This window comes from Paraburkholderia sp. GAS41 (genome assembly GCF_050436545.1).
Classification (GTDB): Bacteria; Pseudomonadota; Gammaproteobacteria; order Burkholderiales; family Burkholderiaceae; genus Paraburkholderia.
In genome coordinates, this window is record NZ_JBNDMK010000023.1 from 34,322 (window position 1) to 59,947 (window position 25,626).

The following is a 25,626-nucleotide window of genomic DNA, read 5'->3' on the forward strand; positions in this document are numbered from 1 at the left end:
CGCGGGACAGGAAGCCGCCCCGCGCGGATGACTCAGTTCGCAGCGTCAGTCGTACCCGGTGCGTAAGCGCGCCGGCCGCTCAAGCGTGCCGCGATGCGGCCGAACGCAAGCCACTGCTGCGCGAGCAGGCCCTCACCGTAGGGGCGATTGTCGCCATGCGGTGCAGGCAACTGATCGCGGATGCCGGTCGGCTCGACCGTGCGGTTCCACGACGCAGTACGGAACATCATGTCCCACCACGGAAACAGCACGCCGAAGTTACAGCCGTATGCGGTGCCTTCATGACCGTAACCCACCGCGTGATGACGGCGATGAAAAATCGGGCTGACGATAAGCCGTTCGAGCAGCCAGCCATACGGCAAGCGGGCGTTGACGTGCTGAAGGCTCTGCATGAAATTGCTGACGGCGATCAGCACCACGAACTGGTTCGGCTGCACGCCGATAAACAGCGAGATCGCCGCAAAAAACGCCGCCTGGATGATGTCGTCGAGAAAGTGATTGCGGTCGTCGTTCCACAGTGACATCTGCTGCTGGCTGTGATGCACCGCGTGCAGTTCCCACCACACGCCGAAGCGGTGTTGCCAGCGGTGATACCAGTAGCCGGCCAAATCGAGCACGATCAGGTAGATCAGGAACGAGACGATCGGCTGATCGGTCACGCCGGGCCAGAGACCGTCGATATCGATGTTCGGGATGTTGTAGATCGCGATCATGCTCTGCCAGTGATCGAACAGCGGCTGCAGCACGAAAAAGAACGCGATATTGATGACGCCCAGCTTGGCGATCCAGGTATAGATCACGTCGGCACGCAGTGCCTTGCGGTCCTTCCACTCCTCGATGGGCCGCAGCGCTTCGAGCGGCCGCAGCGCCAGATACATGACGACGATCTCGAGCGCACCGATGATGACCCAATAGAGCGCGTCGTACGTGTCTTCGTCGTAACCCATGAGGCCGAAGCGATAGAAAAACGGCTGCACCACGTCGACATACAGCAGCGTCTGCAGCGCCGACACCATATTGTCGAGTTGCGCGACGATTTCATGGAACATCAGAATCCCCGTGAGTAGCGAGTCATGCAAGGCTTGCGGCAACAAGCGGTTGAGCGTTTAGTCCGGGTTCGGCGCGACGACCGGCGCGCGGTTGTCGAAATAGATACCGTGCGGCGAGCGGCCCACCGCAATGGTTTCGATCAGCTTGCGCGTGCTCAGGTCGATGATGCCGACGTGCTTCGCAAAGCGGAACCCCACCCATAGATAGCGCTTGTCCGGAGTTAGTTCCATGTCATCCGGTCCGGGCATCAGGCCAGTGATGTCGCCGACGTTGGTGAGCGTGGTGTAATCGATGATGCTGATGGTGCTTTCAACGCGATTCGAGACCACGACGTGCTGGCCGTCGTCGAGATTGCGGAAATTGTGCGCGCCGCGACCGGTGTGGATTTTCTTGACGATCTGCTGCTTGCGCCAGTCGACCACGGCCACGTCGTCCTCGCCGGTCATGCCGACCAGCAGGTATTTGTCGCCTGGCGTCATCCAGAGACCTGCCGGCTCGTTGCCCACATGCATTTTCCACAGCACGGTTTGCGTGGGCAGGTCGATGGCGGCGAGTTCGCCCGAATCCTGCAAGGTCATGAACACCGTGCGGCTATCGGAGGCGAACGTCATGTGGCTCGGCGTCTTCGCCAGCGGAATATGCTTGACGAGCGTCATGTTGGTGCCGTCGTAGTGGTAGATGTCGGCGCGGTCCATGCGCAGCGCAGCCGTGACAAACCACTTGCGATCGGGCGAAAAGCCCAGTTGGTACGGATCTTCGATGCCCTCGACGGTGCGCTGCACCTGGCCGCTATGCGGGTCGATGAACATTAGGTTGTTCGAGATCGAATCGGCGACGATCAGCGATTTGCCGTCCGGCGTGATCATCAGGTGATGCGGTTCCTTGCCGGTCGGCTCGGTGCCGATGACCTTATGGGTGGCTTCGTCGATCAGCGAGAGTTCGGACTCGCCCGAGTCGAGCACGATCACGCGGTCGGCGGCGCTGGCGGTATTCAGGTGACCGATCAGGGAGAAAACGACCGCGGCGGATAGGGTAGCTCTCGAGAGAAATGTAACCGGCGAATAGGGCATTCTGTAAAGTATCCGAAGATGTAAAGCGACACCAAAAAGCGCGTGCCTTCAAGGAAGGGCAGCCAGGCTGCCCTTGATTAACGCTCCGCATGCGGTTTTCGATGACGCACGCTCGCGGCAAATGTGAGAAATTAGCACGCATAGGCCGATTCAAAACGCCCGGATACGTTCTTTTACTGTCCGGACGAACCGAACGAGGCACGGATGGACCAACGCGTGCGCGACAAATCCGCTTCCACGAGCCTCACGGCGCGCACGGCTATGGCGATCCGCGAGGTGCTGGAAGGCCGGCGCCGTGGCGCGGCCATGGTCCTGCCGTTCGCGGGGCCGGCGGTGGTGGTCTCGGTGGCCTATATGGATCCGGGCAACTTCGCCACCAACATCCAGGCGGGCGCCCGCTACGGCTACGCCTTGCTGTGGGTGGTCGTGCTGGCCAATGTGGTGGCGATGCTGTTTCAGGCGCTGTCGGCCAAGCTGGGGATTGTCACGGGCCGCAATCTCGCCGAATTGTGCCGCGAACATTTTCCCGCGCCGCTCGTATTCGTCATGTGGGCCGTGAGCGAAGTCGCCGCCATGGCGACCGATCTGGCCGAGTTTCTGGGCGGCGCAATCGGCCTCGCGCTGCTGTTTCACATGCCGTTGCTGGCCGGCATGATCGTGACGGCCATCGTCACGTACGGGCTGCTGCTGTTCGAAAAGGCCGGCTTCCGACCCCTCGAACTGGCCATTGGGGCGCTGGTGGGCATCATTGGCCTGTCGTACCTGGCGGAGCTCTTCATCGCGCCGGTCGCGTGGCCCGGTGTCTTCCGGCACCTTTTTACGCCGCAATTGCCGGATGCGGATGCCGTCACGATCGCGGTCGGCATCATCGGCGCCACGGTCATGCCGCACGCGCTGTTTCTGCACTCGGGACTCACGCAAAACCGCACGGTTGCCAGAAACGAAGCCGAGCGGAGCAAGCTGATCCGGTTTTCCCATATCGAAGTGGTGATCGCCCTCACCATTGCCGGTTTGGTCAATATGGCCATGGTCATCATGGCCTCAGGCGCGTTTCACGCGGGCCATCCGGAAGTGGCGGAAATCGAAACGGCCTATCAGACGCTCGGTCCGCTGCTTGGCATTGGCGCGGCGGGGATTTTCCTGCTGTCGCTGATTGCGTCGGGCATCTCCAGTTCGGTGGTCGGGACCATGGCGGGCCAGATGATCATGCAGGGCTTCGTCGGTTTTCAGATCCCCTTGTGGTTGCGACGCCTGATTACGATGGTGCCTTCGTTCGTCGTCGTCGGAATGGGGATCAATGCGACGCACGCGCTCGTGATGAGCCAGGTGGTGCTGAGTTTCGCGCTTCCGCTTCCGATGGCGGCTCTGGTATGGTTCACCTGCCGCGCGAGCGTCATGGGCCGGTATCGCAACGGCCGGCTGATGATCGTGGCGGCCAGCGTCTCGGCGATCGCCGTGCTGGTGCTGAACGTCGTGCTGCTGCTGCAAATCTGAAACCAGACCACCATGAAGTTGAAACCAGATGTGCTCACGCGCGCGGCCACGTCCGCCGATATCAGTGGTGTCACCGACGTATTTCTCAGGGCCCGCAAGGAATTGATGCCGTTTGCGCCGCTTGCGTACACCGATTACGCAGTGTGCCGGTGGATCGCGGACTGGTTGATCCCAACCGGCCGCGTCACGGTGGCGATCGGTGCCGAGGGGTTGATTGTCGGGATGGCGGCGACCTCCGAAGCGGACGGCGTGCTGTGGCTCGATCATCTCTATGTTTTCCCGCCCAGGGTGGGTCAAGGGATCGGCACGCGTCTGCTGGGCGAGGTCGTGTCGAACGCACGCTTGCCCGTGCATCTGCATTGCTTCGCTGAAAACCGGCGGGCGCGGGCGTTTTACGAGCGCCATGGATTTGTTGCGATCGCGTTCGGCGACGGCAGCGATAACCAGGAAGGTTGTCTCGACGTGGTGTATGCGCTGCAACCGGGTGAGGCCCCGCGCGTCAACGGAGCAGGTATGCCTGCCTGAGACGCATACACAGGCATGCCCGCGTGACGGCGTCACATATTCCGGAGTCCGAAGCCATCCAGCGAAATGGCCGGTTCGCGCCGTCCGACGAGGTCGCCAATCAGGCGGCCTGAGGCCAGCGCCAACGTGAACCCTAGCGCGCCTTGTCCCAGGTTGAGCCAGAGATTGGCAAAGCGCGTGCCGTCGATGATCGGCATGCTCTTCGGCGTTGCGGGGCGCAGGCCGCACCACACGGCGGCGCTTGCGAAGTCGGCGGCACCGGGGAAGGTCGCGGCGGATTGCGCGCGAAGCGTCGCCACCCGGTTGGGGTCGATGTCGGCCGGCCGGCCGGTGATGTCGGCCATGCCGGCGATGCGCAGCCGGTTGCCGAGCCGCGCGTAGACGATCTTGCGTTCGAAGTCGGTGATGCTGACGCGCGGGGCGGCCGCGTCGGCCACGACCGGCGCTGTCAGGCTGTAACCCTTGAGCGGGTAAAGCGGCACGCGAATCCCTAGGGTTCGCAGTAGCGGCACGCTCGGCGCAGCGGTGGCGAGCACGATGCGATCCGCGTCGAGCGGTTCGTCGCCCGCGTAGGCGGTGACCTTGTGCGCCGCGACCTCACGCAGTTGCGTGACGGTCGTGCCGAAGCGGAAATCGACCCCGCGCTCGCGCAGTAGCCGCATCATGCTCACGCAAAACTGGTAGCAGTCGCCGCTGTCTTCACTGCGGGTAAAGATGCCGCCTTGCAACTGAGTGCCGAGATGGGCAAGCGCGGGCTCTCTGGCGACACACGCGTTCGCATCGAGCGCTTCCTGTTCGCAGCCGAGCGAGCGCTGGTAGTCCAGCAGACGCCGCGCGGCATCGAAGGCAGCGGCCGTGCGAAACACCACGAGCTTGCCCGCGTTGGTATGGTCGAAACGTAACGTAGGTTCGCGCACGAGCAGTTCATGCATCAGGTCGCGGCTGAAAAACGATAGCGACAGCAGCTTGCGGGTGCACGCTTCGCTTTGTTCGAGCGTGCAGGCGCGCACGAACTGCAGTAGCCAGCGCCACTGTTCCAGATCGGCGCGTGGACGAAAGCGAACCGGAGAATCGTCGCGCAGCAGCCAGCCGGGCAGCTTCGCGAGTACGCCGGGGCCGGCGAGCGGGGCGACGTAGCTATAAGAGAGTTGGCCGCCGTTGGCGAAGCTGGTTTCGAGCGCGACGTCCTGATTGCGTTCGATCACGGTGACCTGATGCCCGTCCGCGCTTAGATACCATGCGCTGGCGAGTCCGATGACACCGGCTCCGATAACAAGTACATGCATGGCGACAGGTGACAGACCCAGATGAAGGAGCAGTCATTGTTCCGCAGCGTCGTCGGGGCCGTCCAATACCGTTCAGCAGGTGGGCTATAGCCAAGGGTTATAGGTAGGCCTGCGTGCGCCTGCTTTCAGATGTCGAGCGCTCCGCTATCTTCGCGCAGCAGTTCGATCAACCGCTCAGCCGTTTGCGATGGCGGATGCGCGTGCTGGGTCACGGCGTAGACGGTGAGCGTGGCGTCGATATCGAGGGGCCGCACCTGGATATCCGCGTCATGCGGCGGGTAGTGGGCGGTAAACGCGTCGACCAGCGCGACGCCGGCACGCGCTTGCACCAGCGACTTCGCGAGCGGGTAGGTCTGGACGGAGATGGCGCTCGCGGGGCTCTGTCCGGCATCGGCCAGCCAGTTGGACAGAATGGCGCCGAGGTAGTCGTGAGTGTCGATCGTAATGAATGGCTGCTGGGCCAGTTCGTTCGCCTGTAGCGGCTGCGAGAGCAAGGCCTTGGACCACCAGCCGGCCGGAGCGATCGCACACAGGCCGCACTTGCGCAGCGGCGAGAGCAGAAGGTTCGGATGCGAAACCGGGCGCATGGTGAGGCCCAGTTCGATTTCGTCGAGCAACAAGGCCTGCTCGATTTCACGCGTATGGGAGACGGACAACTCGCAACGCGCTTCCGGAAACACTCGCGACCAGCGCACCACGGCCTGCGGCAACAGATGATGCGCGAGAGCGGGTGTCGCCGCGACACGCAGCGGACGCACCGCGCCTTGTGAAAGATTGCTGACGAGCCGCCGGATGCGCTTTAACTGATCGTCGAACGGCGTGAGTTCCTGCTGCAGGCGCAAGGCTTCCTGAGTCGGCACGAGTTTGCCTTTGCTGCGCAGAAAGAGGGGAAACCCCACCGTGCGTTCCGCGTGCTGAAGCATCTTGCTGACAGCCGGTTGCGAGATGTGCAGGAGGCGCGCCGCAGCATTGGTGGAACCTGTCAGCATGATCGCACTGAAAACTTCGATATGTCGCAAACGCACCCGAGGCTCCTCTTGAGTGGCCCGAAACGCGAAAGGGAACGCGCCTATAGCCCGAGGTTATATTACAGCGGATGCAAGGCGGGCAGCGAATTTCGCTCCTGCCCGTCACGCTTGCGACTTCTTCATGTGCTCCTCTGCGCGGCGGTCGTGAGCCGATGCCACTGTCACAAAGCGCGCTCAAAATCGGTTGTCAGCCGCTTCTCGAGGCCGCTTGACCGGGCCGTCCTCCTCCTGCAATACGACGACTATATCCATGCCATCCAGAGGTCAACGCGTTTCGTGCATCATCTGCGCCTATAACGAGGCCCCGCGTATCGCAGCGGTTCTCGCGGTGGCGTCGGTCCATCCACTGTTGGGCGAAGTCATTGTCGTGGACGATGGTTCGACCGACGGCACGGCCGACATCGTCAGACGCTTCCCTTCGGTGCGTCTGATCGAATGCGCGTCGAACGGCGGCAAGAGTGCAGCGATGGCCGTGGGCATCGCGGCTGCCGAACATGCATGGCTGATGTTGCTCGACGCCGATCTGAAAGGACTGGCGGCGGATCACATCAGCGCGCTTGCCGCGCCGGTGCTGAGCGGACGCGCCGATATCAGCATGAGTCTGCGGCAAAACTCGCTATTGATTTTCCGCTTCATCGGCCTCGATTTCGTTTCCGGGGAGCGTGTGGTCCGCAAGCAGTTGCTCGACGAAGCGCTCAAGGAAATTCACGGCTTGCCGCGCTTTGGCATTGAAGTGTTCATGAACCGGCGCATCATCGCGCGCCGGCTTGCCGTTGCGGTGACGCATTGGCCGCACGTCACGCAGGCGCGCAAGACCGAAAAGCTCGGTTACTGGAAAGGTGTGCGCGCGGAATGGCGCATGATTGCCGATCTGCTGAAGGTCACCTATCCGCTGGCGCTCATTTCGCAGACGCTGCGGCTATTCGCGCTGCGGGTCGATCATCCGGGCCGTGCCCGGCTTTCCGTACGCATCAGGAAACCGCGCGATACGGCGGCTTGATGCGGCGCCGCCATGCCAGTGCAATGAAGCCCGCGGCGCCGAGCAGCAACGGGCAATAGAGCGTGGCGAAGCGCCATAGCACCAACGCGGTTGCCATCGCCGCGCGCGGCACCCACGGCGCGAAGGCGGCCGCCAGCGCCAGATCGCCGCCGCCTCCGCCGGCCGGCACGCCGGTCCAGAGCGCGGCGTGCAGGACCACGGCTTGCACGGCGAGGACGAACCCGAGCGGCAGCCGGTAACCGAGTTCACGCAGGATAAACCACAACGCGCTATAGCGAAGCAGCCATTGCAGGGTGGTCAACGCGAGCAGGGCGGCAAGCCGCCAGCGCGGTCCCGTCAGCAAGAGCCGCCATTGCTGGCCCACGCTCTGACGAAACCGGGTCCAGCGAGCCCGCCGTGCCCGCAGCCAGACAATGCGGCGTCCCGCTGCATCGAGAGCCGCCGCGGCAGGACGACGGCAGAGCCACAGCACACTGGCGAGGATCGCGAGACCCGCCAACGTGCCGACGATGATCGGCAAAGGGAGGTTGGGTGTGATCTGGTGGAGCGGACCGAGTGCGAGAAGAAACGACACCGGCACAGCGACGGCGAAGAACGTGAGGTCGAGCGCCTGATCGGCGCCGACCACGGTCGTGGCAAGCGCCCACGACGCCCCCGCCCGTTGCAGCAAACCCATGTTGACGCCGTAGCCCGCTGCGCCGAGCGGCGAGACGAGAAAAGCGAAATCGGTGACGACGGTCAGGGTGAACGTGCGCACGAAGCGCAACTTCAGTCCAAGCGCCGTTTGCATCAGGTGCAGCTTGCCGGCCTTCGCCGCGGCGCTCAAGGCGGCACTCGCCGCCAGCATGGCAAAGAGCGGCAGGGAAATGTGACGCAGTCCCGCCAGCACAGCATGCGCGCCAAGGATGAAGGGCGCAGCCATCGCCAGTCCCACGCCCAGTACGGCCAATAGGGTCGCCGCATGGCGCACGTGGAATCGTGTCATGAGGTTCGTCCAGACGCTTGCAGGACGCCTTTTGGGTTGTGCGGAGCCGGCGCCGCGCGCGCGCTCGTTGTCAGAAATTGGGGTTCGCAAGGAAGTAAAATAAGCCAGCAGAAAGCAGGATGGTGACAGGCAGGGTGACTGCCCACGTGAGCGCGATACGCCATAGCATGGCGCCCTGCACACCTTCGCCGCCCGCGACCATGGTGCCGGCAATTCCCGAGGTAATGATGTGAGTGGTACTGACCGGTAATCCAGTGAATCCGGCGGTGCCGATCAGTAGCGAGCCGACCAGTTCCGCACTGACCCCCTGGCCTGGTGTCATGTGCTGCTTGCCGAGCCGCTCGCCTAACGTGCGTACCACTCTTTTGTAGCCGATCATGGTTCCGACACCCAGGCAAAGGGCGCTCAAGACGCGGACCCACAAGGGCGCGTATTGCACGGGTGGCGCCATTTTCTTCAACAGGTCGGCTGCCTTCGCCTTGTCCGCTGCGCTGACGTCGGCAAGCTCGCCGACGTGCTTGAGTTCCGAGAGAACGTCGTAGACGGCCCCGCGCAATTGGGCGCGCACGGCCACGGTCTGCGGCGTATCCGCTGTTTTTTCGTGAGTCTTCAATTTGCGGGCCTCTCCGTCGAGCTGCGCGCCGGCATTTTGCAGCAGCGTTGCGGACTTCATTGCCTGGGCTTTTACGTCGTCACCATACTGCTGAATCAGTGGAAGCGCGGCGGCCGCGTTCTGGCTGAGTTCGGTCATCTGGCCTGTCGCCTGCGGGTTGAGTGCGTACGCGGCTGGCAGCAAGCCGATAATCGTCAGCATGATGAGGCCGATGCTCTTCTGGCCGTCGTTGGTGCCGTGCGAAAAACTGACGGTCGTGCAGGTCAGGATCAGTAAACCTCGTAACCACCAGACCGGAGGTTCGCCTTTTTTCGGTGTCTCGAACAGATGTCCATGACGCACCACGAGTCGCAGAATGCCGTACATCCCACCGGCCAGCAGCAATCCGAGGACGGGAGAAACGGCAAGCCCCTTCAGCACCGTGACGATCTGTTTCCAGTCCACCCCTTGAGTCACGCCGCGCGCCTTCAGGAGCGCGTCCGCGGCGGCGACCCCGATCAGCGCACCGATGATGCAATGCGAACTGCTGTTGGGTATCGCAAACGCCCACGTCAGAATATTCCAGAACAACGCGGCCGCGAAAATAGACACCAGCATGGGGACGGCAGGCGATCCGTCGGGCGGCGTCAGCACATCGGGCGGCAAGATCTCGACCAGCGCATAAGCAACAGAAATCCCTCCGACCAGCACACCGATGAAATTCATGAGGCCGGACCAGATCACAGCGGGAACCGGGTTGAGCGACTGCGTGTAGATGACTGTCGCGACTGCGTTAGAGGCGTCATGAAAACCGTTGGTCGCCTCGAAGGCGAGCACCATCACGAGACAGACGATCAGCATGGCAACCACAATGCCCGATGACGGCATGAAGTGAACGAGCATGTGCGCTCCCGGAAGCGGTGGGGAGCAACCATCGCGGATGCCGGTCTGCTGCTCCGTGAGTGCGAACGTTTCATGCTAGGTCGCCCCTATGAACCTTTTAAGTCAGCGACGCCGGCATCATGTTGCCGTTGCATGCGCGCGTCCACTTCGGCAGCAGGGAGCATGCCCGGAGAGTGCAATTTCCGGCCTATTGAACACGCCGTAATATTCCGGTGACAAACTTTGTGGAGAATGTTCCAGAGAGAGCCTTGCCTGCCGATGGCAGAGGTAGCGTTTGGGGTGTCCGCTATCACGCAGCAGCACACGTTCATAAGAAATTATTGTCTGAGGGGCGTTTGAACCATTTTGCCAAATCGATTTCAACGCGTTCTCCGATGCATAGGAGTGTAGAGGAGTTGTCGTTTGCGTTTGTCGTTCTGTTGAATGAACCACTCGCGCGGGCAGAGGCCGCGGATCGTTTCGAGCGCTTGTGGAACGAAACGAACGAGGCCGCCAGTGCGAGCCTCGGCACGGAGCGCGCCGTGAGCTATATCGAACTGTTGAAAGACATGGACACGCGCTGGCGCCGGCTGAGGGTGTTGAACTAGTTTTCGACCGCCAGCTTGCGCGCATAAAAAAACGACGCCAACGTTTAACGGCAGAGATGAGGAGAACTTTAAGGAAATCGCTATAAAAATAGCGCTGATTCCGAATGCGCAACAATGACATGCTGCATTCTGCACATTCCTCGGTGGATTGAAGTGGGGTTCGACCTTTAGTCATCGATCGGTCACATACCATCCACGATAATCGTGGCGCTCGACAAATCGACAAATCGACCAACACCAAAAAGTCGAGCAGCTCTCATGAAGAGCAGGCCACGCACGTTACACCCGGGGAATTGCAGAAATGACTATCCGTCATCGCATTACGCTATTGGTAATCCTGATGTTCGTCGCACTGTCCGCGATTGGCGGCTATGCGGTCTACCAGACCCGGCACAGCGCCGCCGAGGTCAAGCAGGTGACGGAAGGGGTGGTGCCGAGCGCACTCGCGTCAGCCGATCTGGTTTCGCAGGTCAAGGACGTGCAGCTTGCGATCATGACGCTGGTCTATGCGCCCGACGGCAATGTCGTCGCACAGGCGCAGGACGAACTCAAGGCGAGGAAAGCTGCCGTGCAGCAGGCGCTGGCCCTGCAGGCGCGTGATGCAGCGAGCCACGCACAGAAGGGTCTCGTTGCGCAGGCCGCTGATAGCCTCGCCAACTATTTCTCCGCCATCGACGACACGGCCGGCATGAAGGCCGCCGGCAAGAACGAACTGGCGCAGGCTTACCTGTTCGCCAATGTGGCGCAGTATCGCGACGAACTCGAAGGCATCGTCGAGACGCTGCGCATCGAAAAGAATCGCGAAAAAGACGAGGCGATCACCACGCTCAACGGCACGCTCGCGACCACCACCACCGCGATTGCAATCGTCACGGGTATCGCGATCATCCTGCTGACTTCGATTGGCTCGCTGCTGTATCGCCAGATCACGCGTCCGCTCACGCGCATGCAAGCCATGATGAGCGAGATCGCCGCCAGCCAGGACTTCACACGGCGGGTGCCGGTGGGCCGCATGGACGAGATCGGTCATTCGATCGTGGCGTTCAACGGCATGATCGAAAAAATTCAGGAAAGCTCACTTCAGCTCAAGCAGAAGACCGCGGACATTCAGGCGATGTTGCAGAACATGCAGCAAGGCATCCTGACGGTTGTCGAAGGCGCGCTGGTCCATTCCGAGTACTCGGCGTATCTCGAAGCCATCTTCGAGACGAATGACATTGCCGGTCGCCGTCTGATGGATCTGGTGTTTGCCGATACGGAGCTGGGTGCGGACGTGTTGTCGCAAGTCGACGCCGCGAGCTACGCGTGCCTCGGCGAAGATGCGATCAACTTTGCGTTCAACGAACACCTGCTGGTCACGGAAATCTCCAAACGCATGCCGGATGGCCGCGTGAAGATTCTCGACCTGAACTGGTCGGCCATCACCGACGATGGCGACACGATCGTGCGCCTGATGCTGTGCGTGCGCGACGTGACCGAGTTGCGCAAGCTCGCCGCTGAAGCGGGCGAGCAGAAGCGCAGACTGGAAATGATCGGTGAGATTCTCGCGGTCAGCGAAGAGAAGTTCCATCACTTCATCGAAAGTTCGGCGGGCTTCATCAACGAGAACGAGCGCATCATCCGCCAGCATTCGCAGGCCGATCGCGAAGCGATCTCCGAACTGTTCCGCAACATGCATACCATCAAGGGCAATGCGCGGACTTACAACCTGCAACATCTGACCAACATCGTTCACGAGACGGAGCAGCGCTATCACGAGTTGCGTCACGCCGAGGCCGACGAGCCGTGGGATCAGGACAGTCTGATGCAGGAACTGGCGCGCGTGCGGGCGGCGGTAGAAAGCTACGCGACGATCAACGAAGTGAGCCTTGGCCGCAAGGGCGCGAGCCGTCGCGAGAGTGCAGAGCGTTATCTGATGGTCGACATTGCGCATATCCAGGAGAGTCTGCGTCTCATCGATGCGGCCAGGTCCGACGATCTGCATGCCTTGCAGTCGATGCGTGACGATGTGCGCAGAACGCTGCGCGTGCTGGGTACGGAAACGCTTGGCGAGGCGCTGTCCGGCGTGCTCGAATCGCTGCCGTCGCTAGCTGTTGAGTTGGGCAAGGCCGCGCCGGTGGTGCGCATCGACGAGCGCGGCTACCGCTTGCGTCGTGAGGCAGGCAGTGCCTTGAAGAACGTGTTCATGCATCTGCTGCGTAATTCGGTCGATCACGGGCTTGAAACCGCTGAGGTGCGCCATGCACAAGGCAAGGCCGCTGCGGGTGTGATCGACATCGACGTGAGCGTCGCCGCAGGCGCGCTGCAGATCGCACTCGGCGACGATGGCCGTGGCCTCGCGCTGAAGCGTATTCGCGACATGGCGATCGAGAAAGGCTGGATCGAAGCGAACCAGCATCTGGACGACGAGGCCATCGCCGAACTGATCTTCCGCCCGGGATTTTCCACGGTGGATAAGGTGACCGAAGTCTCGGGGCGCGGCGTGGGCATGGATGCAGTGCGCGACTTCCTCAAGCGCGAACATGGCAGCATCGCGCTGCGCTTTACGGACGACCACAGGGGCGCGGATTTCCGGCAATTCCAGACAATCGTGAGTTTGCCGGAACGACTCGCGGTGGATACGGCCGGCATGCCGGTGCGCGACAACGCGAACGAACGGCCACTCGATACGCTGGCTGATTGAGCGGCAAACCGGGCGACATCACTTGACGCCCACTGCAACGATGGGCAATTGGAAGGAAGGGTTGTGATTCAACAGTATCTTTTAGGCGCACTGGCTGGCGGAGCCGCTAGTGCCGCCGTGGCGCTGGCGGTGCACAGGGTGACAGGCATGCAGTCAGTGCGGCGGCTACGCGCCGATGCGGATCGTCAGGTAGACACGCTGACGCAGACGAATGTCGCGCAAAACGAGCTGATCGCATTGCAGGAGCGGCAGAAGCAGGAACTGGATGCTTCGATCGCGCAATTGCGCGACGATCTGCTGCAGCAGTCGAAAAGCGGCGACACGGTACGGGCGGAACTGAAAGCGGCCCTCGACGGCAGGGATGCGTTGGCGCATAAGGCGGCGCAGCTTGCGGCCGAAGCCGCGCGCTTGAAGGGGCTCGTGAGTACCTTCGAGCGCTGGCACGAGCAGATGATTTCGTTGATGACGCAGAACCAGGATATGCACGCGAAGAATCGCGAGTTGTCTTCGATTGTCCGGCATGTGGTCATCGTCTCGTTGAATGCTTCAATCGAGGCGGCTCGCGCGGGCACCGCGGGCCGTGGCTTTGCGGTTGTGGCGAGCGAGGTGCGAGCGCTGGCGGGACGCTCGGAGGAACTGTCGAAAAGCTACCGCGACAGTCTGCATCGCAGCGACCTGACGACCACTGCGACCTTCCAGGACATTCAGGCGGGCGGCAAGATGATTACCGCCTCGCTCGCGAGCGTCGAGTCGCTTGCCAACCAGGTTCAATCCACGCTTCATCAGGCATCGACGTGATCAGTACGCATGCGAAGGACAGTATCGAACGGATATTTTTCAAGGCGGCAAAGTCGCGCCTGACGATGAACGCAGGCGACGTCTGCGAGATCGTACCGGCCGGCGCGCATGGCGCGCACAGCCTGCCTGATGCAAACCTGGTGGTGCTGACGATCTCGGGCATGGCGTTCCGCTTGCTCCTGATCCTCCATTTCGATGACAGCGAAAGCACTCACCGGTACTTCGTCAAGGAAGAGTCGGAGCGTGCGTTCCTGGAAGTCTTTCTCGAGACTTGCAACCTGTGCTGTGGTGCCGTGAATCAGGAACTGCACCATTACTTCCCGGATCTGGGCATGTCGACGCCCTATGTGCTGAGTGCGCGTTGCATGCCGTATCTGGAGGTGCTCAAGCCGGAGTTTCTGGCGTCGTATGCGGTCACGATCAACGATGCAGTCAGTCTGGGCGCGACGATCTGCGTGTGTGCCCATGCGCCCATGGACTTCGTCGCCGAAGTCAGCGCCGTCGAAGATACCAGCGGTGAACTCGAGCTGTTTTGAGCGCGGCAGGAGGCACGAAGCAGGAAACAGCGAGCGCGGCGCCGGAAGATTGTCAGGAATTCGAACCAGCCGCCGGCGCAACAGGAGTCGCCGGTGGGCTCGTTTTATTTTGATTGATGCTATAGGGAACAGACATGTCGAAAATTCTGGTGGTGGATGATTCGAGCACGGTGCGTGACGAGGTGGCCGGGTTTCTGAAAAAGAATGGGCTGGACGTCGATACGGCGGTGGACGGCAAGGACGGCCTCACCAAGCTCAAGAGCAGCCCCGGCATCAAACTCGTGATCAGCGACGTCAACATGCCGAATATGGACGGATTGACGATGGTCGAGAAGATTCGTGGTGAACTCGGCAACAGCACGGTCAACGTGATCATGCTGACCACGGAAAGCAGCCCGGCCATGAAGGAGCGCGGCAAAGCCGCAGGCGTCAAGGGCTGGATCGTGAAGCCGTTCAAGGGCGATGCCGTGCTGGAAACGTTCCGCAAGCTGGCAAGCTGATTGAAGCAAGGAGGTACGGAGGTCGGCAATCCTGCTGGACAGGATCGATTTCCGCGCCGTGAAGCCATGGATTCGGTGTGTCGACGTAGAATTGGCGCATTCTGAATCGAGGAACACACGCCATGGCTCGTGATGGACAAGAGATGGAACCGGTCATCAGCGGTCGCGACATCGTGCTCGAACCGCTGCAACCGGCTCATGAAAGCGCCCTGCTCGATGCGGCGGCAGACGGCGCTTTGTGGAACCTGACCTTCACCGTCGTGCCTGACGCCCACACCATGGCGCGCTACATCGAGCATGCGATCGCCGGGCGCGTCGCCGGCACGGTGATGCCGTTTGCGATCGTCAGGCGTGCGGACAATCGGGTGGTCGGAAGCACCCGCTTCTGGAAAATCGACCGCAGCAACCGCAAGCTCGAAATCGGCCATACGTGGCTCTCCGCATCGGTTCAGCGCAGCGGCGCGAACACCGAGGCCAAATACCTGCTGCTGCGCCACGCATTCGATGTGATGAACTGCGTCCGTGTGCAATTCACAACCGACGAACTGAACGAGAAGTCCCGTGCAGCCATCCTGCGGATAGGCGCGAAGCAGGAAGGCATTGTGCGGCACGAACGCATCATGCCGGACGGCCGTAAGCGCAATTCCGTGCGCTTCAGTATCATTGACGCCGAGTGGCCCGAGGTGCGCGCCGCTTTGGAGCAGAAAATGGCGCGCACGGACGGCTGAGGAATGCAACGCGCAATAAGCTACGTTAAGCCGCAACAAGCTGCATTAAGCCGCCCTGTCCCGCACTTAGGGGCAAAGGACGGCACAAGCAGCGATAAAACCGGAGAATCGATTTGACATCCGAGCAAATGCTGGAGACATGGCTCGCCGAGGAGGCGGAAGTGCGCAGCCGGCAGGAGGCGGGACCGGGGCCTGGACTCGCGAGCCTCGAACAACTGGCCGGTAAGACGGGCCTCGAAGTCTTGCAGGGCATTGTGCGCGGCGAGCTACCTTATGCAGCAATCGCCAAGACTCTCGAATTCACGCTCATAGAGGTCAGTGAAGGGCGGGCCGTGTTTCAAGGTACGCCGCTGACGCAGCATCTGAACCCGCTCGGCACGATTCATGGCGGCTGGTTCGCCACGCTGCTCGACTCGGCGCTCGGCTGCTCCGTGCACACCATGATGCCGCCGGGTCGTGGCTACACCACGGCCGAACTCAGCGTGAACTACGTGAAGGCACTGACCCCGCGCGTCGCACGTGTGCGCGCGGAGGGCAAGGTGATCCATTGCGGCCGTCAACTGGCGACCGCCGAAGCACGTCTGGTCGGCGCCGACGGTACCTTGTATGCCCACGCCACGACAACCTGTCTCGTGTTCGAGATGCCCAAGCGATAACCTGACCGTGTCCTCCATGCAGCCTATAGTCTCCGTCACCCAGCTTTCCAAAACTTACGCTTCCGGCTTTCACGCGCTAAAAAACATCAATCTGGCGATTCGTCGCGGCGAGATTTTTGCGCTGCTGGGACCGAACGGCGCGGGCAAGACCACGCTGATCAGCATCATCTGCGGGATCGTCAATGCGAGCGAAGGCGCGGTGATAGTGGATGGCCATGACATTGCCACCGAGTATCGGGCGGCGCGCTCGCTGATCGGGCTCGTGCCGCAGGAACTGACTACCGATTCCTTCGAAACCGTCTGGGCCACCGTATCGTTCAGCCGCGGATTATTCGGCAAGCCGGCGAATCCCGCTTACATCGAGAAGGTCCTCAAGGATCTCTCACTATGGGACAAGCGCAACAGCAAGATCATCACGCTCTCGGGCGGCATGAAACGGCGGGTTCTGATCGCCAAGGCGCTTTCGCACGAGCCGCGTGTGCTGTTTCTCGACGAGCCGACTGCGGGCGTCGACGTCGAACTGCGGCGCGACATGTGGCAACTGGTGCGCTCGCTGAGCGAAAGCGGCGTGACGATCATCCTCACCACGCACTATATCGACGAAGCTGAAGAGATGGCCGATCGCATCGGCGTCATCAACGGCGGCGAAATCATGCTGGTCGAAGAAAAAGCCGAGTTGATGCGCAAGCTCGGCAAGAAGCAACTGACGCTGCAACTGGAAAGTCCGCTGCAACAGCTGCCGGCCGAACTCGCGGACTATCGCCTCACGCTTTCAGCCGACGGCAACGAGTTGATCTATACCTACGACACGGAACGCGAGCGCAACAGCATCATCGCCTTGCTGAAGGCGCTGGACGACGCAGGCATCCGGTTCAAGGATCTGCACACCACGCAGAGTTCGCTTGAAGACATTTTTGTCAGCCTGCTACGAGGTGACCAATGAACATTCACGCTATCAAGGCCATCTACAAGTTCGAGATGGCGCGCACCTGGCGCACGCTGATGCAGAGCATCATCGCACCGGTGATTTCAACCTCGCTGTATTTCGTCGTGTTCGGCGCGGCAATCGGCTCGCGCATCAAGGAAGTGAACGGCATCAGCTACGGCGCGTTCATCGTGCCGGGTCTCATCATGCTGTCGCTGTTGTCGCAGAGCATCTCGAATGCGTCCTTTGGGATTTATTTTCCAAGGTTCACCGGCACGATCTATGAGTTGTTGTCCGCGCCGGTGTCTTACGTCGAGATCGTGGTGAGTTATGTGGGCGCCGCCGCGACCAAGTCGATCCTGCTGGGGCTGATCATTCTCGCGACTGCAGGTCTTTTCGTGCCATTGCAGGTGCTGCATCCGTTCTGGATGGTGCTGTTCCTTGTTCTCACAGCGGTCACGTTCAGCCTGCTCGGCTTCATCATCGGCATCTGGGCGGACAGTTTCGAAAAGCTGCAACTCGTGCCGCTGCTGATCATTACGCCGCTGACGTTCCTCGGTGGGAGCTTTTACGCCGTCAATATGCTGCCGCCGTTCTGGAAGGTCGTGACCCTGTTCAATCCGATCGTGTACCTGGTAAGCGGTTTTCGCTGGAGTTTCTACGGCATGGCGGATGTGAACATCCGCGTGAGCCTTGGCATGACCGCGCTATTTCTCGCGGTATTTCTGGCGATCGTCGCGTGGATCTTCAAGACGGGCTACCGGCTGAAGACGTAGCGCACCCGGGCGGACTCCGTGTCCGGTTTGCAGGGCCGGTTGAGCGCAACGTGAGACACTTTGAGCGCTCCTGACTCCGATAGAAGAGGTCCCGCTCATGTCCGCCGATGCCACCCTTATCGACCAATCCGCGCACGACATTGTCGGCCTGCTGCAGCGCGAAGAAGTCACCCCGCACGACCTGCTCGACACGCTGGCGTGGCGCGTCGGGCAAGTCGAGCCGCGCGTCAATGCGCTGCCTACGCTCTGTTGGGAACGCGCGCACGCGCATGCCGACGCGTTGCTGAAACGTCCAGTGGCCGAACGCGGTTTACTGTGCGGCTTGCCGGTGCCGATCAAGGACCTGACCGACGTGGCCGGCGTCCGCACGACGCGTGGATCGGCGATCTACGGCGAGCGGATACCGGAACGCTCCGATCGCCTGGTGACCTCGCTCGAAGCGCGCGGCGGGGTGGTTTACGCGAAATCCAATACGCCGGAATTCGGCTCGGGCGGGCACACCTACAACAGCGTTCTGGGAATCACGCGTAATCCGTGGAACCTGTCGCGCTCGGCCGGTGGGTCTTCCGGCGGTGCGGCGGCGGCACTCGCCTCAGGGACGGCATGGGTCGCGCACGGCTCGGATCTGGCCGGATCGCTGCGCACGCCTTCGGCGTTTTGCGGCGTAGTTGGCTTGCGGCCGACGCCGGGCCGGATTTCCACCGGACCCGCTGCCAATCCGTTCGAGACGCTCGGGGTGCAAGGCCCGATGGCGCGCAACGTCACCGATACCGCGCTGCTGTTCGACGCAATGTGCGGAGAACATCCCAGCGCGCCCTTGGCGCCGGCCGAACCCGCCCGGCGCTTTCTCGACTGTGCGCTACAACCGCGGCGTCCGGCGCGCATTGCGTTTAGCGAGGGGCTTGGCATTGCGAAACCTGAGCAGGAGATTCTCGACGTCTGCCGCAAGACGATGGATCGCCTGGCGGCAGCGGGCATCGGCGTCGAGACGCTGGACCTCGATCTGAGCGCCGCGCACCGCGCATTTCACGTGTTGCGCGGCGTGTCGTATGCAATGAACTACGAAGACGTGCTCGCGCAGCATCGGGACGCGTTGAACCCGAACGTCATCTGGAATATCGAGTACGGTCTGCAACTCGAGGGCCGTGCGGTGTCCGCCGCATATCGGACGCGCGGCGAACTGTTCAACCGGACCACGGCGCTGCTGGAAAGCTACGATGTACTAATCTGTCCTGCGACGATCGTTCCGCCATTCCCGGTTGAAGAGCAATATGTGAAGGAAGCAGCGGGGCAGCAGTTCGAGACGTATATCGACTGGCTTGCGATTGTCTATAGCCTGACGATGCTCGGCGTGCCTGTGATGGCGATTCCATGCGGGATGACCGCCAGCGGTTTGCCGGTGGGCATCCAGATCGTCGGCAAGCCGCGTGGCGAGGCGGCACTGATTTCCGCGGCGCGCGCCATCGAGGAGATCATCGGGACCTGGGCAACGGGCGCCCCCGCGCTTTGAGCGCCATGACCGGTGTTTTCAAGGCATAGAAAAGGGACGACCCGCATGACTCTGGGCGGCTTGCGCTGCCGGCAACTGGCCTGACGGGTGCTGCGAGAACTGTATCTGTCGGGGAAAGGCCGGTGCCTACAGAATGGGCACCGGCCGACCATCCCGTTCAACCTGACCAAATGGACAGACTGCAATGACGCGACTTCGCATTACCTCCTGCGGCCACGAATTTATCGCCGAAACCCATCCCGACGCGCCACTGACGGTGGCCGCCTTCCTGAAGCTTCTGCCGTATCGCCAGAAGCTGATCCACGTCCGCTGGAGCGGCGAAGGCTGCTGGGTGCCGCTCGGCGACTTCAAGCTGGAAAACGACGGCAAGGAAGTCGGTTTCGAGAACCACACGAGCCATCCCTCGGTGGGCGACATCCTGTTTTATCCCGGCGGCTACAGCGAAACCGAGATCATCCTCGCCTATGGCTCGTGCTGTTTCGCCAGCAAGATGGGGCAACTGGCCGGTAATCATTTCCTGACTGTCGTCGAAGGCAAGGAGCATCTGCGCGAACTCGGCACCAAGGTGCTGTGGGAAGGCGCGCAAGACGTCCTGTTCGAACGGGTCTAGTCACGGCTCGCCTGCGGGCGGCGAGCGGATTTTTCACGTAATCGTATGACGTAACGATTCGCCTTTGACGCGCGACCGCCCGGCCGTCTGCCCGGCCGGTGAAATCGCGACCGGCCGCGCTACGGGGCGGCACGCGCACGGGCGTAATTGATGTTTGCCGATCACATCGCGCATACTAAGGCGTGCCGGTCCCGCCCTATGCGCCAGATCTTGCGCTCGGCATGCTGCCGGCCACATGTCACCATCTCCCTTCTTCGTAGCGGCAGGCCCTGACTAATGTCTGATATCTCACTCCGTCCGCTCCGGGCATTTGCCGAGAGCCTTCGTCTGGACCAGGTCAATCTGACCGAGCGCTGGATGAGGGCCGTGTTTCAGGACACCGAACTGAGCGATGCCGACCGGCTGACCTACGAGCAGCTCTCCGACCATATTCCGGTCATTCTCGAGGAAATCTGCAGCGCGCTGGAAGAGCAGGATCTCGATCGGGTCGAGCCGGCCATCGAGCGCAACGCGCGCAAGCACGGCAAACTGCGCTGGCGCCAAGGGTATCGGATCGACGAACTGGTGCGCGAACTCGACCTGTTCCGGCAGATGCTGGCCGGCCAGATTGTGGTGTTCAGCGAATCACGGCCGCATTTCACGCGGCGGCATGAGGAACGGGCGCGGCATTTCATCGACGAGGCAGTCAGCTTTGTCACGCTCACGTCGATACGCGAAGTGCTCACCGAGCGCGACCGTAAGATCGATGAATATACCGGCCAGCTGGAGCGAGCCAATCACGAGCTCACCTTGAAGCAGGAGCTGGTGGGCGACCTGTACGAATCGCGCATGCAGATCACGCGGAGCGTCGTGCACGATCTGCGGAATTTCCTGAATGTCTTTTCGATGGCGCTGCAACTCATGTCGCGGGCACCGGCGAAAGTCGAAGCGGCGCTGGCGCTCGCCAACCGCCAGGCGGCCGACATGAAGACGCTAGTGGATGAACTGGTCGAATATTCAGTCATACTAGGCGAGAGTCATCACGCGGCAATCGAGCGTTTCGACTTGCGTGGTTTGTTCGACGAACTGGTGGCTGCGTGCGGTCCGGCTATCGAAGCGAAGGGCTTGCGTCTGAACCCTACGTTCGATGACGCCTTGAGCACGATCGCGTCGAATCGGCTCAAGCTGAAACAGGTGGCGCTGAACCTGCTGACCAACGCCGCGAAATACACCAAGGTGGGCCAGATCGAACTGGCGATGATCGCGGACGGCGCCGACCACTGGCGTTTGCGGGTCTCAGACACCGGTGTGGGGATCGGGGCGTCTGATCGTGAGCGGGTGTTCAAGGAGTTCGAGCGGGCCGCGGAGGACGACATCCCCGGTGCGGGTCTGGGACTCGCGATTGTCCGCGAGTTGACGCGCGTGCTGGGCGGACAGATCCGTTTCGATTCGAATGAGGGCGAGGGGACGATCTTTGAAATTACGTTTCCCGTGACCCTGGAGGTCAGGGAGTGAGGCGTGAGTTCGCATCCTGCGCAAGGTGTTCGGAGCGAACGCGGATACGGTGTGTTACTGGCCTGCGGCAGGCAGGACCCCACGTCGTTTTACGTGGGGCCGTTCCCCGCTAAGTGCTGCAATCAGTTAAACAATTTCATTGCTTGCAGCAGCGTATTCACCACACCCCATGCAAGCGGAATCAGCACATACAGCCAGAAGACTGCGAGCTTGATCGTGGAGGTAGGTCGGCTAGTCTGAATCGTGCTCATTTCGGTCTCCTTCATTGTCCGCTTTTGAGTTGTGCGTCGCTCATATGGTGCTTTTCGTCTACGCGTTTGATCAGCAGGTTACATACAAAGCCCACCACCAGCAGGACCGCCATGATGTGCACCGTCATCGTGTACGCGTCGGCTTTGGCCACACCATGCGCCACTTCATAGGCGCGGATGTAGTTCACCAGCACCGGGCCGGCCACGCCAGCGGCCGCCCATGCGGTCAGCAGACGGCCGTGAATGCCGCCGACGAAAGCCGTGCCGAACATATCGGCCAGATAAGCCGGTACGGTTGCGAAACCACCGCCGTACATCGACAGAATCACACAGTAGGCGAACACGAACAGCGCAATCTGCCCTGATGTGGCGAACGTCGGCACGAAGTAGTACAGCACAGCGCCTAGTGCAAAGAAGATGAAATAGGTGTTTTTACGGCCGATCCAGTCGGACGCGGAGGCCCATACAAAACGTCCGCCCATGTTGAAGAGCGACAGCAAGCCGACAAAGCCCGCTGCCGCCGCGGCCGTCACCGTATTCTTGAAACTCTCCTGAATCATCACCGATGCCTGGCCGAGAATGCCGATGCCCGCCGTCACGTTCAGGAACAGGACGAGCCAGATCAGATAGAACTGCGGAGTCTTCAGCGCCTGATCGATATCCACGTGATTGCGCGAGATCATCTTGTTGTGGTTGCCGACGGGGGGCGTCCAGCCGGCCGGTTTCCAGTCGGCGGGGGGCACGCGGATCGCGAGTGCGCCGATCGACATCGAGATGAAATACGCAATGCCCAGTACTACGAACGTTTCTGCGACACCATTGCCGGTTGCACTGCGGAAGTGATTCATCAGCGCCACGGACAACGGTGCTGCAATCATCGCACCGCCGCCGAAGCCCATGATCGCCATGCCGGTTGCCATGCCGCGACGGTCGGGGAACCAGCGGATCAGCGTCGAAACAGGCGAGACATAGCCGAGCCCGAGACCAATCCCGCCGATTACACCGTAGCCCAGATAGAGCAAGACAATCTGATGCATCCAGACGCCGAGCGCAGAAACCAGAAAGCCGCCGCCGAAGCAGCATGCCGCGGTGAACATCGTGCGGCGTGGTCCCACCCGTTCGAGCCATTTGCCGGCGAACGCCGCCGACAAGCCCAGGCACACGATTGCCAGCGAAAAGATCCAGCCGAGCGTGGTGAGCGACCAGTCATCCGGCGCGGACTGGGTGAGGCCGATGACCTTCGTGAGCGGTCCGTTGAAAACCGAGAACGCATAAGCCTGACCGATACAGAGATGCACGGCGAGCGCGGCGGGTGGCACCATCCAGCGCGAGAAGCCCGGTCCTGCGATGGTGGCCTGTTTGGAAAAGAATGGGGCAGAGCCTGGCGTCCCACTCGGCTCAGTAATGCTGCTCATGTTGTGTCTCCGTTTGCGTGTAGTCATTGTTATCGGCGCGCGCGTCGCAATGCTTGAACGTCGCCGCGTGACGAGAGTCGCTTCGCCCGTCGCGCAATATATGCTCTTAAACATCATATTGATTGAAGCCGCATACGACGGTCAGACCGCCTTTCACACGATAGGTTGCGCCGATTCCATTGGCAATATGAGATGGGAGTGCATAAGGTGTCGGCCTGGTGCCGGGTTTTTCTTCATCCAAAACCGGCATGCAGCCTGCGGATGGTTCGTTTTTGCGCGCCGCAATATCGATCAGCGAGCCGTGGCGCGATATGCGGGGAAATCAAGCCGGCAAAGGAGCAAAGGCAATCGCAACACTGCATGGAATCTCGCGCTGAACGCCGTGTAGTGCCGCAGCGCGGCAAAGTCGCGAGCGGCGGCGCATTGAATCTTATTGGCGATCAGATTTGCGTCGGACAAGACAGGACTAGTCCTATTTTTACGAAGCATCGCTGTCAGTACACTCGTGATCCCTGTTGCTGGGCTGTACGGTCCGATGTCGTAAGTCTCCTACGGTTGCTTGCGCATCTGTTCTGCACTGCTGCCTAGTGTTGTTGCACTGTCGCTCAAGCCCGCAGCCTTTCTGTTTCGACTGCGAGATTTCTACGTCATGTGGCCGTATCTACGTAACATCTTCGCGCGCGAGCAGGTCATTTCCACTGATACGAGCCGCCAGGCTCATCTCAAACGCAAATCCCCGATCGGTATTGCCGCCAGCGCGGCCCTGCTGAGTAGTGCGATCGCCGCACTGGGCGCTCCGGTTGCCTCAGGCGTCGTGGCGAATGCGCGCAGCCGGCCCGCAACGGCCGGCGCCAGCGGACTCGCAGTGGAATGGGCCGTGCTGGGCGCGCAATCCAAAGCCGGGATGCCGGTTGGCTTTAGCCGGCCAGTCGCTGGTGGACTGCCGCCCGTGTCCGTCATGCGTACGACATCCGATGGCTCACTCATGCAGCCTTCGCTGCGCCATGACTTGCGTGCACGTCCCCTGGACAGGTTGTCGCTGAATGAGCCGGTGCTGGCGACCCTGTGCTCGCTCAGCCCGTACCTATGCGCGCCGCTCGCCCCGGCTGCGAATCCGCATGAGTGGTCCGGGCGTATTGCTGCCAATCCCGGTGCCGTCCACCTTGGCGTGACCGGCCCAAGCGCGATGGATGGCACACCTTCCACCCTTTCGAGCCCGGCGCCGTTGAGCATGCCGGCGGCCGACGCTGGCAGCTTTACCGGACGGCTGCAAGGCGGTTCGCGCGCGGCATGGACGCCTGTCGGGTTGCCGGCCGACCTCGCGGCGCAACTCAGTCGCATCGTCGCCGGACACCTGGATGTTAGGCGACCCGTTCAGGCGGGCGATTACTACCGTATCGTCTACGAACCCGTGGCAGGCAATCTGGCGGCCTCGTCGCGCAGACGCGTGACGGCGCTAGAGATCCGCTTGGCGGGCCAGACGTACCGCGCTGTGTGGTTCATCGCATCCGGGCGAACGGCCGGTGACTATTACTCGTTCGATGGTCAGCGTCTTACCGCCGAGCCGTTCGCCATGCCGCTGAATTACGTCCGCGTGAGTTCGCCGTTCGGCTATCGGATTCATCCGGTGACGGGGCTGCGTCTGCTGCATACGGGCGTGGATCTGACGGCAGCGCAGGGAACGCCTGTCGTGGCTGCTGCGGCAGGAACGGTGCAGTTCGTGGGCCTCGATAGCGGTTACGGCAAGCATGTCGTCGTGCGTCATGCACGCGGCTATACCACTTACTACGGCCACCTGTCGGCGTTCGCCAGCGGCTTGCGCGTGGGCGCGAGAGTCAGTCAAGGGCAGCCGCTGGGCGCGGTCGGGCAGTCGGGCGTCGCAACTGGACCGCATCTGCATTTCGAAGTACGCCTGAACAATCAACCTGCCGATCCGCTCAGGTTGACGAGTCGCTCCAGCGCGGTACTGCTGGCAGGCCGTCAACGTGCAGCCTTCGATCATGTGGCCAGCGTCGCCCGCGATCGGCTCGCGGGATTGTCCGCTGATGTCCGCACCGCATCGGATTCGACATTGGGAATGCGTTAAGTCTGCAAGGCTCGGTAAAAGGTCGAAACGCGCTGTGATGGTCACGTGCGTGTCGCACATTCCGATGACGCTGTCGTGACAGTGACGGCGTTGACGAGCAAAGCTCTACGTGCGGTTAAGTCGTGTCGTGAGAGAGAA

The 25,626-nt window shown here is 61.5% G+C and carries 25 protein-coding genes; 17 read left to right on the plus strand and 8 right to left on the minus strand.

The annotated features are described in order from the left end of the window. Positions 1-32: 32 nt before the first annotated feature. Complete coding sequence (locus P3T43_RS26605; protein WP_429283987.1) at positions 33-1,049, minus strand: sterol desaturase family protein; 1,017 nt, start codon at positions 1,047-1,049, stop codon at positions 33-35. 57 nt (positions 1,050-1,106) lie between these two features. Next, positions 1,107-2,120, minus strand: a complete 1,014-nt coding sequence (locus P3T43_RS26610) for a beta-propeller fold lactonase family protein (RefSeq protein ID WP_429283988.1) — start codon at positions 2,118-2,120, stop codon at positions 1,107-1,109. Positions 2,121-2,324: 204 nt separating this feature from the next. Here P3T43_RS26610 and P3T43_RS26615 point away from each other — a divergent pair, with 204 nt between their 5' ends. Both P3T43_RS26615 and P3T43_RS26620 read left to right on the plus strand, forming a co-directional pair. Continuing rightward, the gene (locus P3T43_RS26615; RefSeq protein WP_429283989.1) at positions 2,325-3,614 is read left to right on the plus strand and encodes an Nramp family divalent metal transporter; all 1,290 of its coding nucleotides are present in this window, start codon (positions 2,325-2,327) and stop codon (positions 3,612-3,614) included. Positions 3,615-3,626: 12 nt separating this feature from the next. Further along, positions 3,627-4,139 (plus strand): N-acetyltransferase family protein, encoded by a 513-nt coding sequence (locus P3T43_RS26620; RefSeq protein WP_429283990.1) that lies wholly within the window; start codon positions 3,627-3,629, stop codon positions 4,137-4,139. 32 nt (positions 4,140-4,171) lie between these two features. Here the strand turns inward: P3T43_RS26620 and P3T43_RS26625 are convergent, their stop codons facing one another. Beyond that, positions 4,172-5,425 (minus strand): D-amino acid dehydrogenase, encoded by a 1,254-nt coding sequence (locus tag P3T43_RS26625; protein ID WP_429283991.1) that lies wholly within the window; start codon positions 5,423-5,425, stop codon positions 4,172-4,174. A gap of 125 nt (positions 5,426-5,550) precedes the next feature. Continuing rightward, entirely contained in the window at positions 5,551-6,450 is a 900-nt protein-coding gene (locus P3T43_RS26630) for a LysR family transcriptional regulator (RefSeq protein WP_429283992.1), read from the minus strand. Between the two features lie 253 nt (positions 6,451-6,703). Between P3T43_RS26630 and P3T43_RS26635 the strand changes: the two genes are divergently transcribed. After that, the gene (locus P3T43_RS26635) at positions 6,704-7,453 is read left to right on the plus strand and encodes a glycosyltransferase family 2 protein (protein WP_429283993.1); all 750 of its coding nucleotides are present in this window, start codon (positions 6,704-6,706) and stop codon (positions 7,451-7,453) included. On the opposite strand, the gene P3T43_RS26640 is transcribed toward P3T43_RS26635, so the two are convergent. Both P3T43_RS26640 and P3T43_RS26645 read right to left on the minus strand, forming a co-directional pair. Further along, complete coding sequence (locus P3T43_RS26640; RefSeq protein ID WP_429283994.1) at positions 7,425-8,438, minus strand: lysylphosphatidylglycerol synthase transmembrane domain-containing protein; 1,014 nt, start codon at positions 8,436-8,438, stop codon at positions 7,425-7,427. The two genes, P3T43_RS26635 and P3T43_RS26640, sit on opposite strands and share 29 nt — an antisense overlap. A gap of 70 nt (positions 8,439-8,508) precedes the next feature. Then, positions 8,509-9,891, minus strand: coding sequence for an inorganic phosphate transporter (locus P3T43_RS26645; protein WP_429283995.1), 1,383 nt, complete (start codon positions 9,889-9,891; stop codon positions 8,509-8,511). Between the two features lie 416 nt (positions 9,892-10,307). Here P3T43_RS26645 and P3T43_RS26650 point away from each other — a divergent pair, with 416 nt between their 5' ends. From P3T43_RS26650 to P3T43_RS26705, 12 genes are all read left to right on the plus strand, one after another. Beyond that, entirely contained in the window at positions 10,308-10,520 is a 213-nt protein-coding gene (locus P3T43_RS26650) for a hypothetical protein (RefSeq protein ID WP_429283996.1), read from the plus strand. Between the two features lie 301 nt (positions 10,521-10,821). Next, positions 10,822-13,203 carry a HAMP domain-containing protein gene (locus tag P3T43_RS26655; protein WP_429283997.1) on the plus strand — a complete coding sequence of 794 codons (2,382 nt, stop codon included), beginning with the start codon at positions 10,822-10,824 and terminating at the stop codon, positions 13,201-13,203. Between the two features lie 63 nt (positions 13,204-13,266). Beyond that, positions 13,267-14,001 (plus strand): methyl-accepting chemotaxis protein, encoded by a 735-nt coding sequence (locus P3T43_RS26660; protein ID WP_429283998.1) that lies wholly within the window; start codon positions 13,267-13,269, stop codon positions 13,999-14,001. Beyond that, on the plus strand, positions 13,998-14,537 hold the full coding sequence (locus tag P3T43_RS26665) for a hypothetical protein (protein WP_429283999.1): 540 nt from the start codon (positions 13,998-14,000) through the stop codon (positions 14,535-14,537). The genes P3T43_RS26660 and P3T43_RS26665 overlap by 4 nt, the downstream gene beginning before the upstream one ends. 134 nt (positions 14,538-14,671) lie before the next feature. Then, complete coding sequence (locus P3T43_RS26670) at positions 14,672-15,037, plus strand: response regulator (protein ID WP_429284000.1); 366 nt, start codon at positions 14,672-14,674, stop codon at positions 15,035-15,037. Between the two features lie 122 nt (positions 15,038-15,159). Continuing rightward, positions 15,160-15,765, plus strand: a complete 606-nt coding sequence (locus P3T43_RS26675; protein WP_429284001.1) for a GNAT family N-acetyltransferase — start codon at positions 15,160-15,162, stop codon at positions 15,763-15,765. Between the two features lie 128 nt (positions 15,766-15,893). After that, positions 15,894-16,421 carry a PaaI family thioesterase gene (locus P3T43_RS26680; RefSeq protein ID WP_429284078.1) on the plus strand — a complete coding sequence of 176 codons (528 nt, stop codon included), beginning with the start codon at positions 15,894-15,896 and terminating at the stop codon, positions 16,419-16,421. 16 nt (positions 16,422-16,437) lie between these two features. Then, positions 16,438-17,364: an ABC transporter ATP-binding protein gene (locus P3T43_RS26685; protein ID WP_429284002.1), complete on the plus strand. Its 927-nt coding sequence runs from the start codon at positions 16,438-16,440 to the stop codon at positions 17,362-17,364. After that, positions 17,361-18,122 (plus strand): ABC transporter permease, encoded by a 762-nt coding sequence (locus tag P3T43_RS26690; RefSeq protein WP_429284003.1) that lies wholly within the window; start codon positions 17,361-17,363, stop codon positions 18,120-18,122. Before P3T43_RS26685 ends, P3T43_RS26690 begins: the two co-directional genes overlap by 4 nt. Positions 18,123-18,219: 97 nt before the next feature. Beyond that, on the plus strand, positions 18,220-19,632 hold the full coding sequence (locus P3T43_RS26695; RefSeq protein WP_429284004.1) for an amidase: 1,413 nt from the start codon (positions 18,220-18,222) through the stop codon (positions 19,630-19,632). 184 nt (positions 19,633-19,816) lie between these two features. Continuing rightward, the gene (locus tag P3T43_RS26700; RefSeq protein ID WP_429284005.1) at positions 19,817-20,242 is read left to right on the plus strand and encodes a DUF3830 family protein; all 426 of its coding nucleotides are present in this window, start codon (positions 19,817-19,819) and stop codon (positions 20,240-20,242) included. A gap of 276 nt (positions 20,243-20,518) precedes the next feature. Continuing rightward, positions 20,519-21,736, plus strand: coding sequence for a sensor histidine kinase (locus P3T43_RS26705; RefSeq protein ID WP_429284006.1), 1,218 nt, complete (start codon positions 20,519-20,521; stop codon positions 21,734-21,736). A 122-nt stretch (positions 21,737-21,858) separates the two neighbouring features. On the opposite strand, the gene P3T43_RS26710 is transcribed toward P3T43_RS26705, so the two are convergent. Both P3T43_RS26710 and P3T43_RS26715 read right to left on the minus strand, forming a co-directional pair. After that, on the minus strand, positions 21,859-21,987 hold the full coding sequence (locus tag P3T43_RS26710; RefSeq protein ID WP_429284007.1) for an MFS transporter small subunit: 129 nt from the start codon (positions 21,985-21,987) through the stop codon (positions 21,859-21,861). Between the two features lie 11 nt (positions 21,988-21,998). After that, on the minus strand, positions 21,999-23,402 hold the full coding sequence (locus P3T43_RS26715; protein WP_429284008.1) for an L-lactate MFS transporter: 1,404 nt from the start codon (positions 23,400-23,402) through the stop codon (positions 21,999-22,001). On the opposite strand from P3T43_RS26715, the gene P3T43_RS26720 reads away from it, so the two are divergent. Together P3T43_RS26720 and P3T43_RS26725 are read left to right on the plus strand one after the other, a co-directional pair. Continuing rightward, positions 23,392-23,790 (plus strand): hypothetical protein, encoded by a 399-nt coding sequence (locus tag P3T43_RS26720; RefSeq protein WP_429284009.1) that lies wholly within the window; start codon positions 23,392-23,394, stop codon positions 23,788-23,790. The two genes, P3T43_RS26715 and P3T43_RS26720, sit on opposite strands and share 11 nt — an antisense overlap. A gap of 261 nt (positions 23,791-24,051) precedes the next feature. Next, positions 24,052-25,488, plus strand: coding sequence for a M23 family metallopeptidase (locus tag P3T43_RS26725; protein ID WP_429284010.1), 1,437 nt, complete (start codon positions 24,052-24,054; stop codon positions 25,486-25,488). Positions 25,489-25,626: the final 138 nt, after the last annotated feature.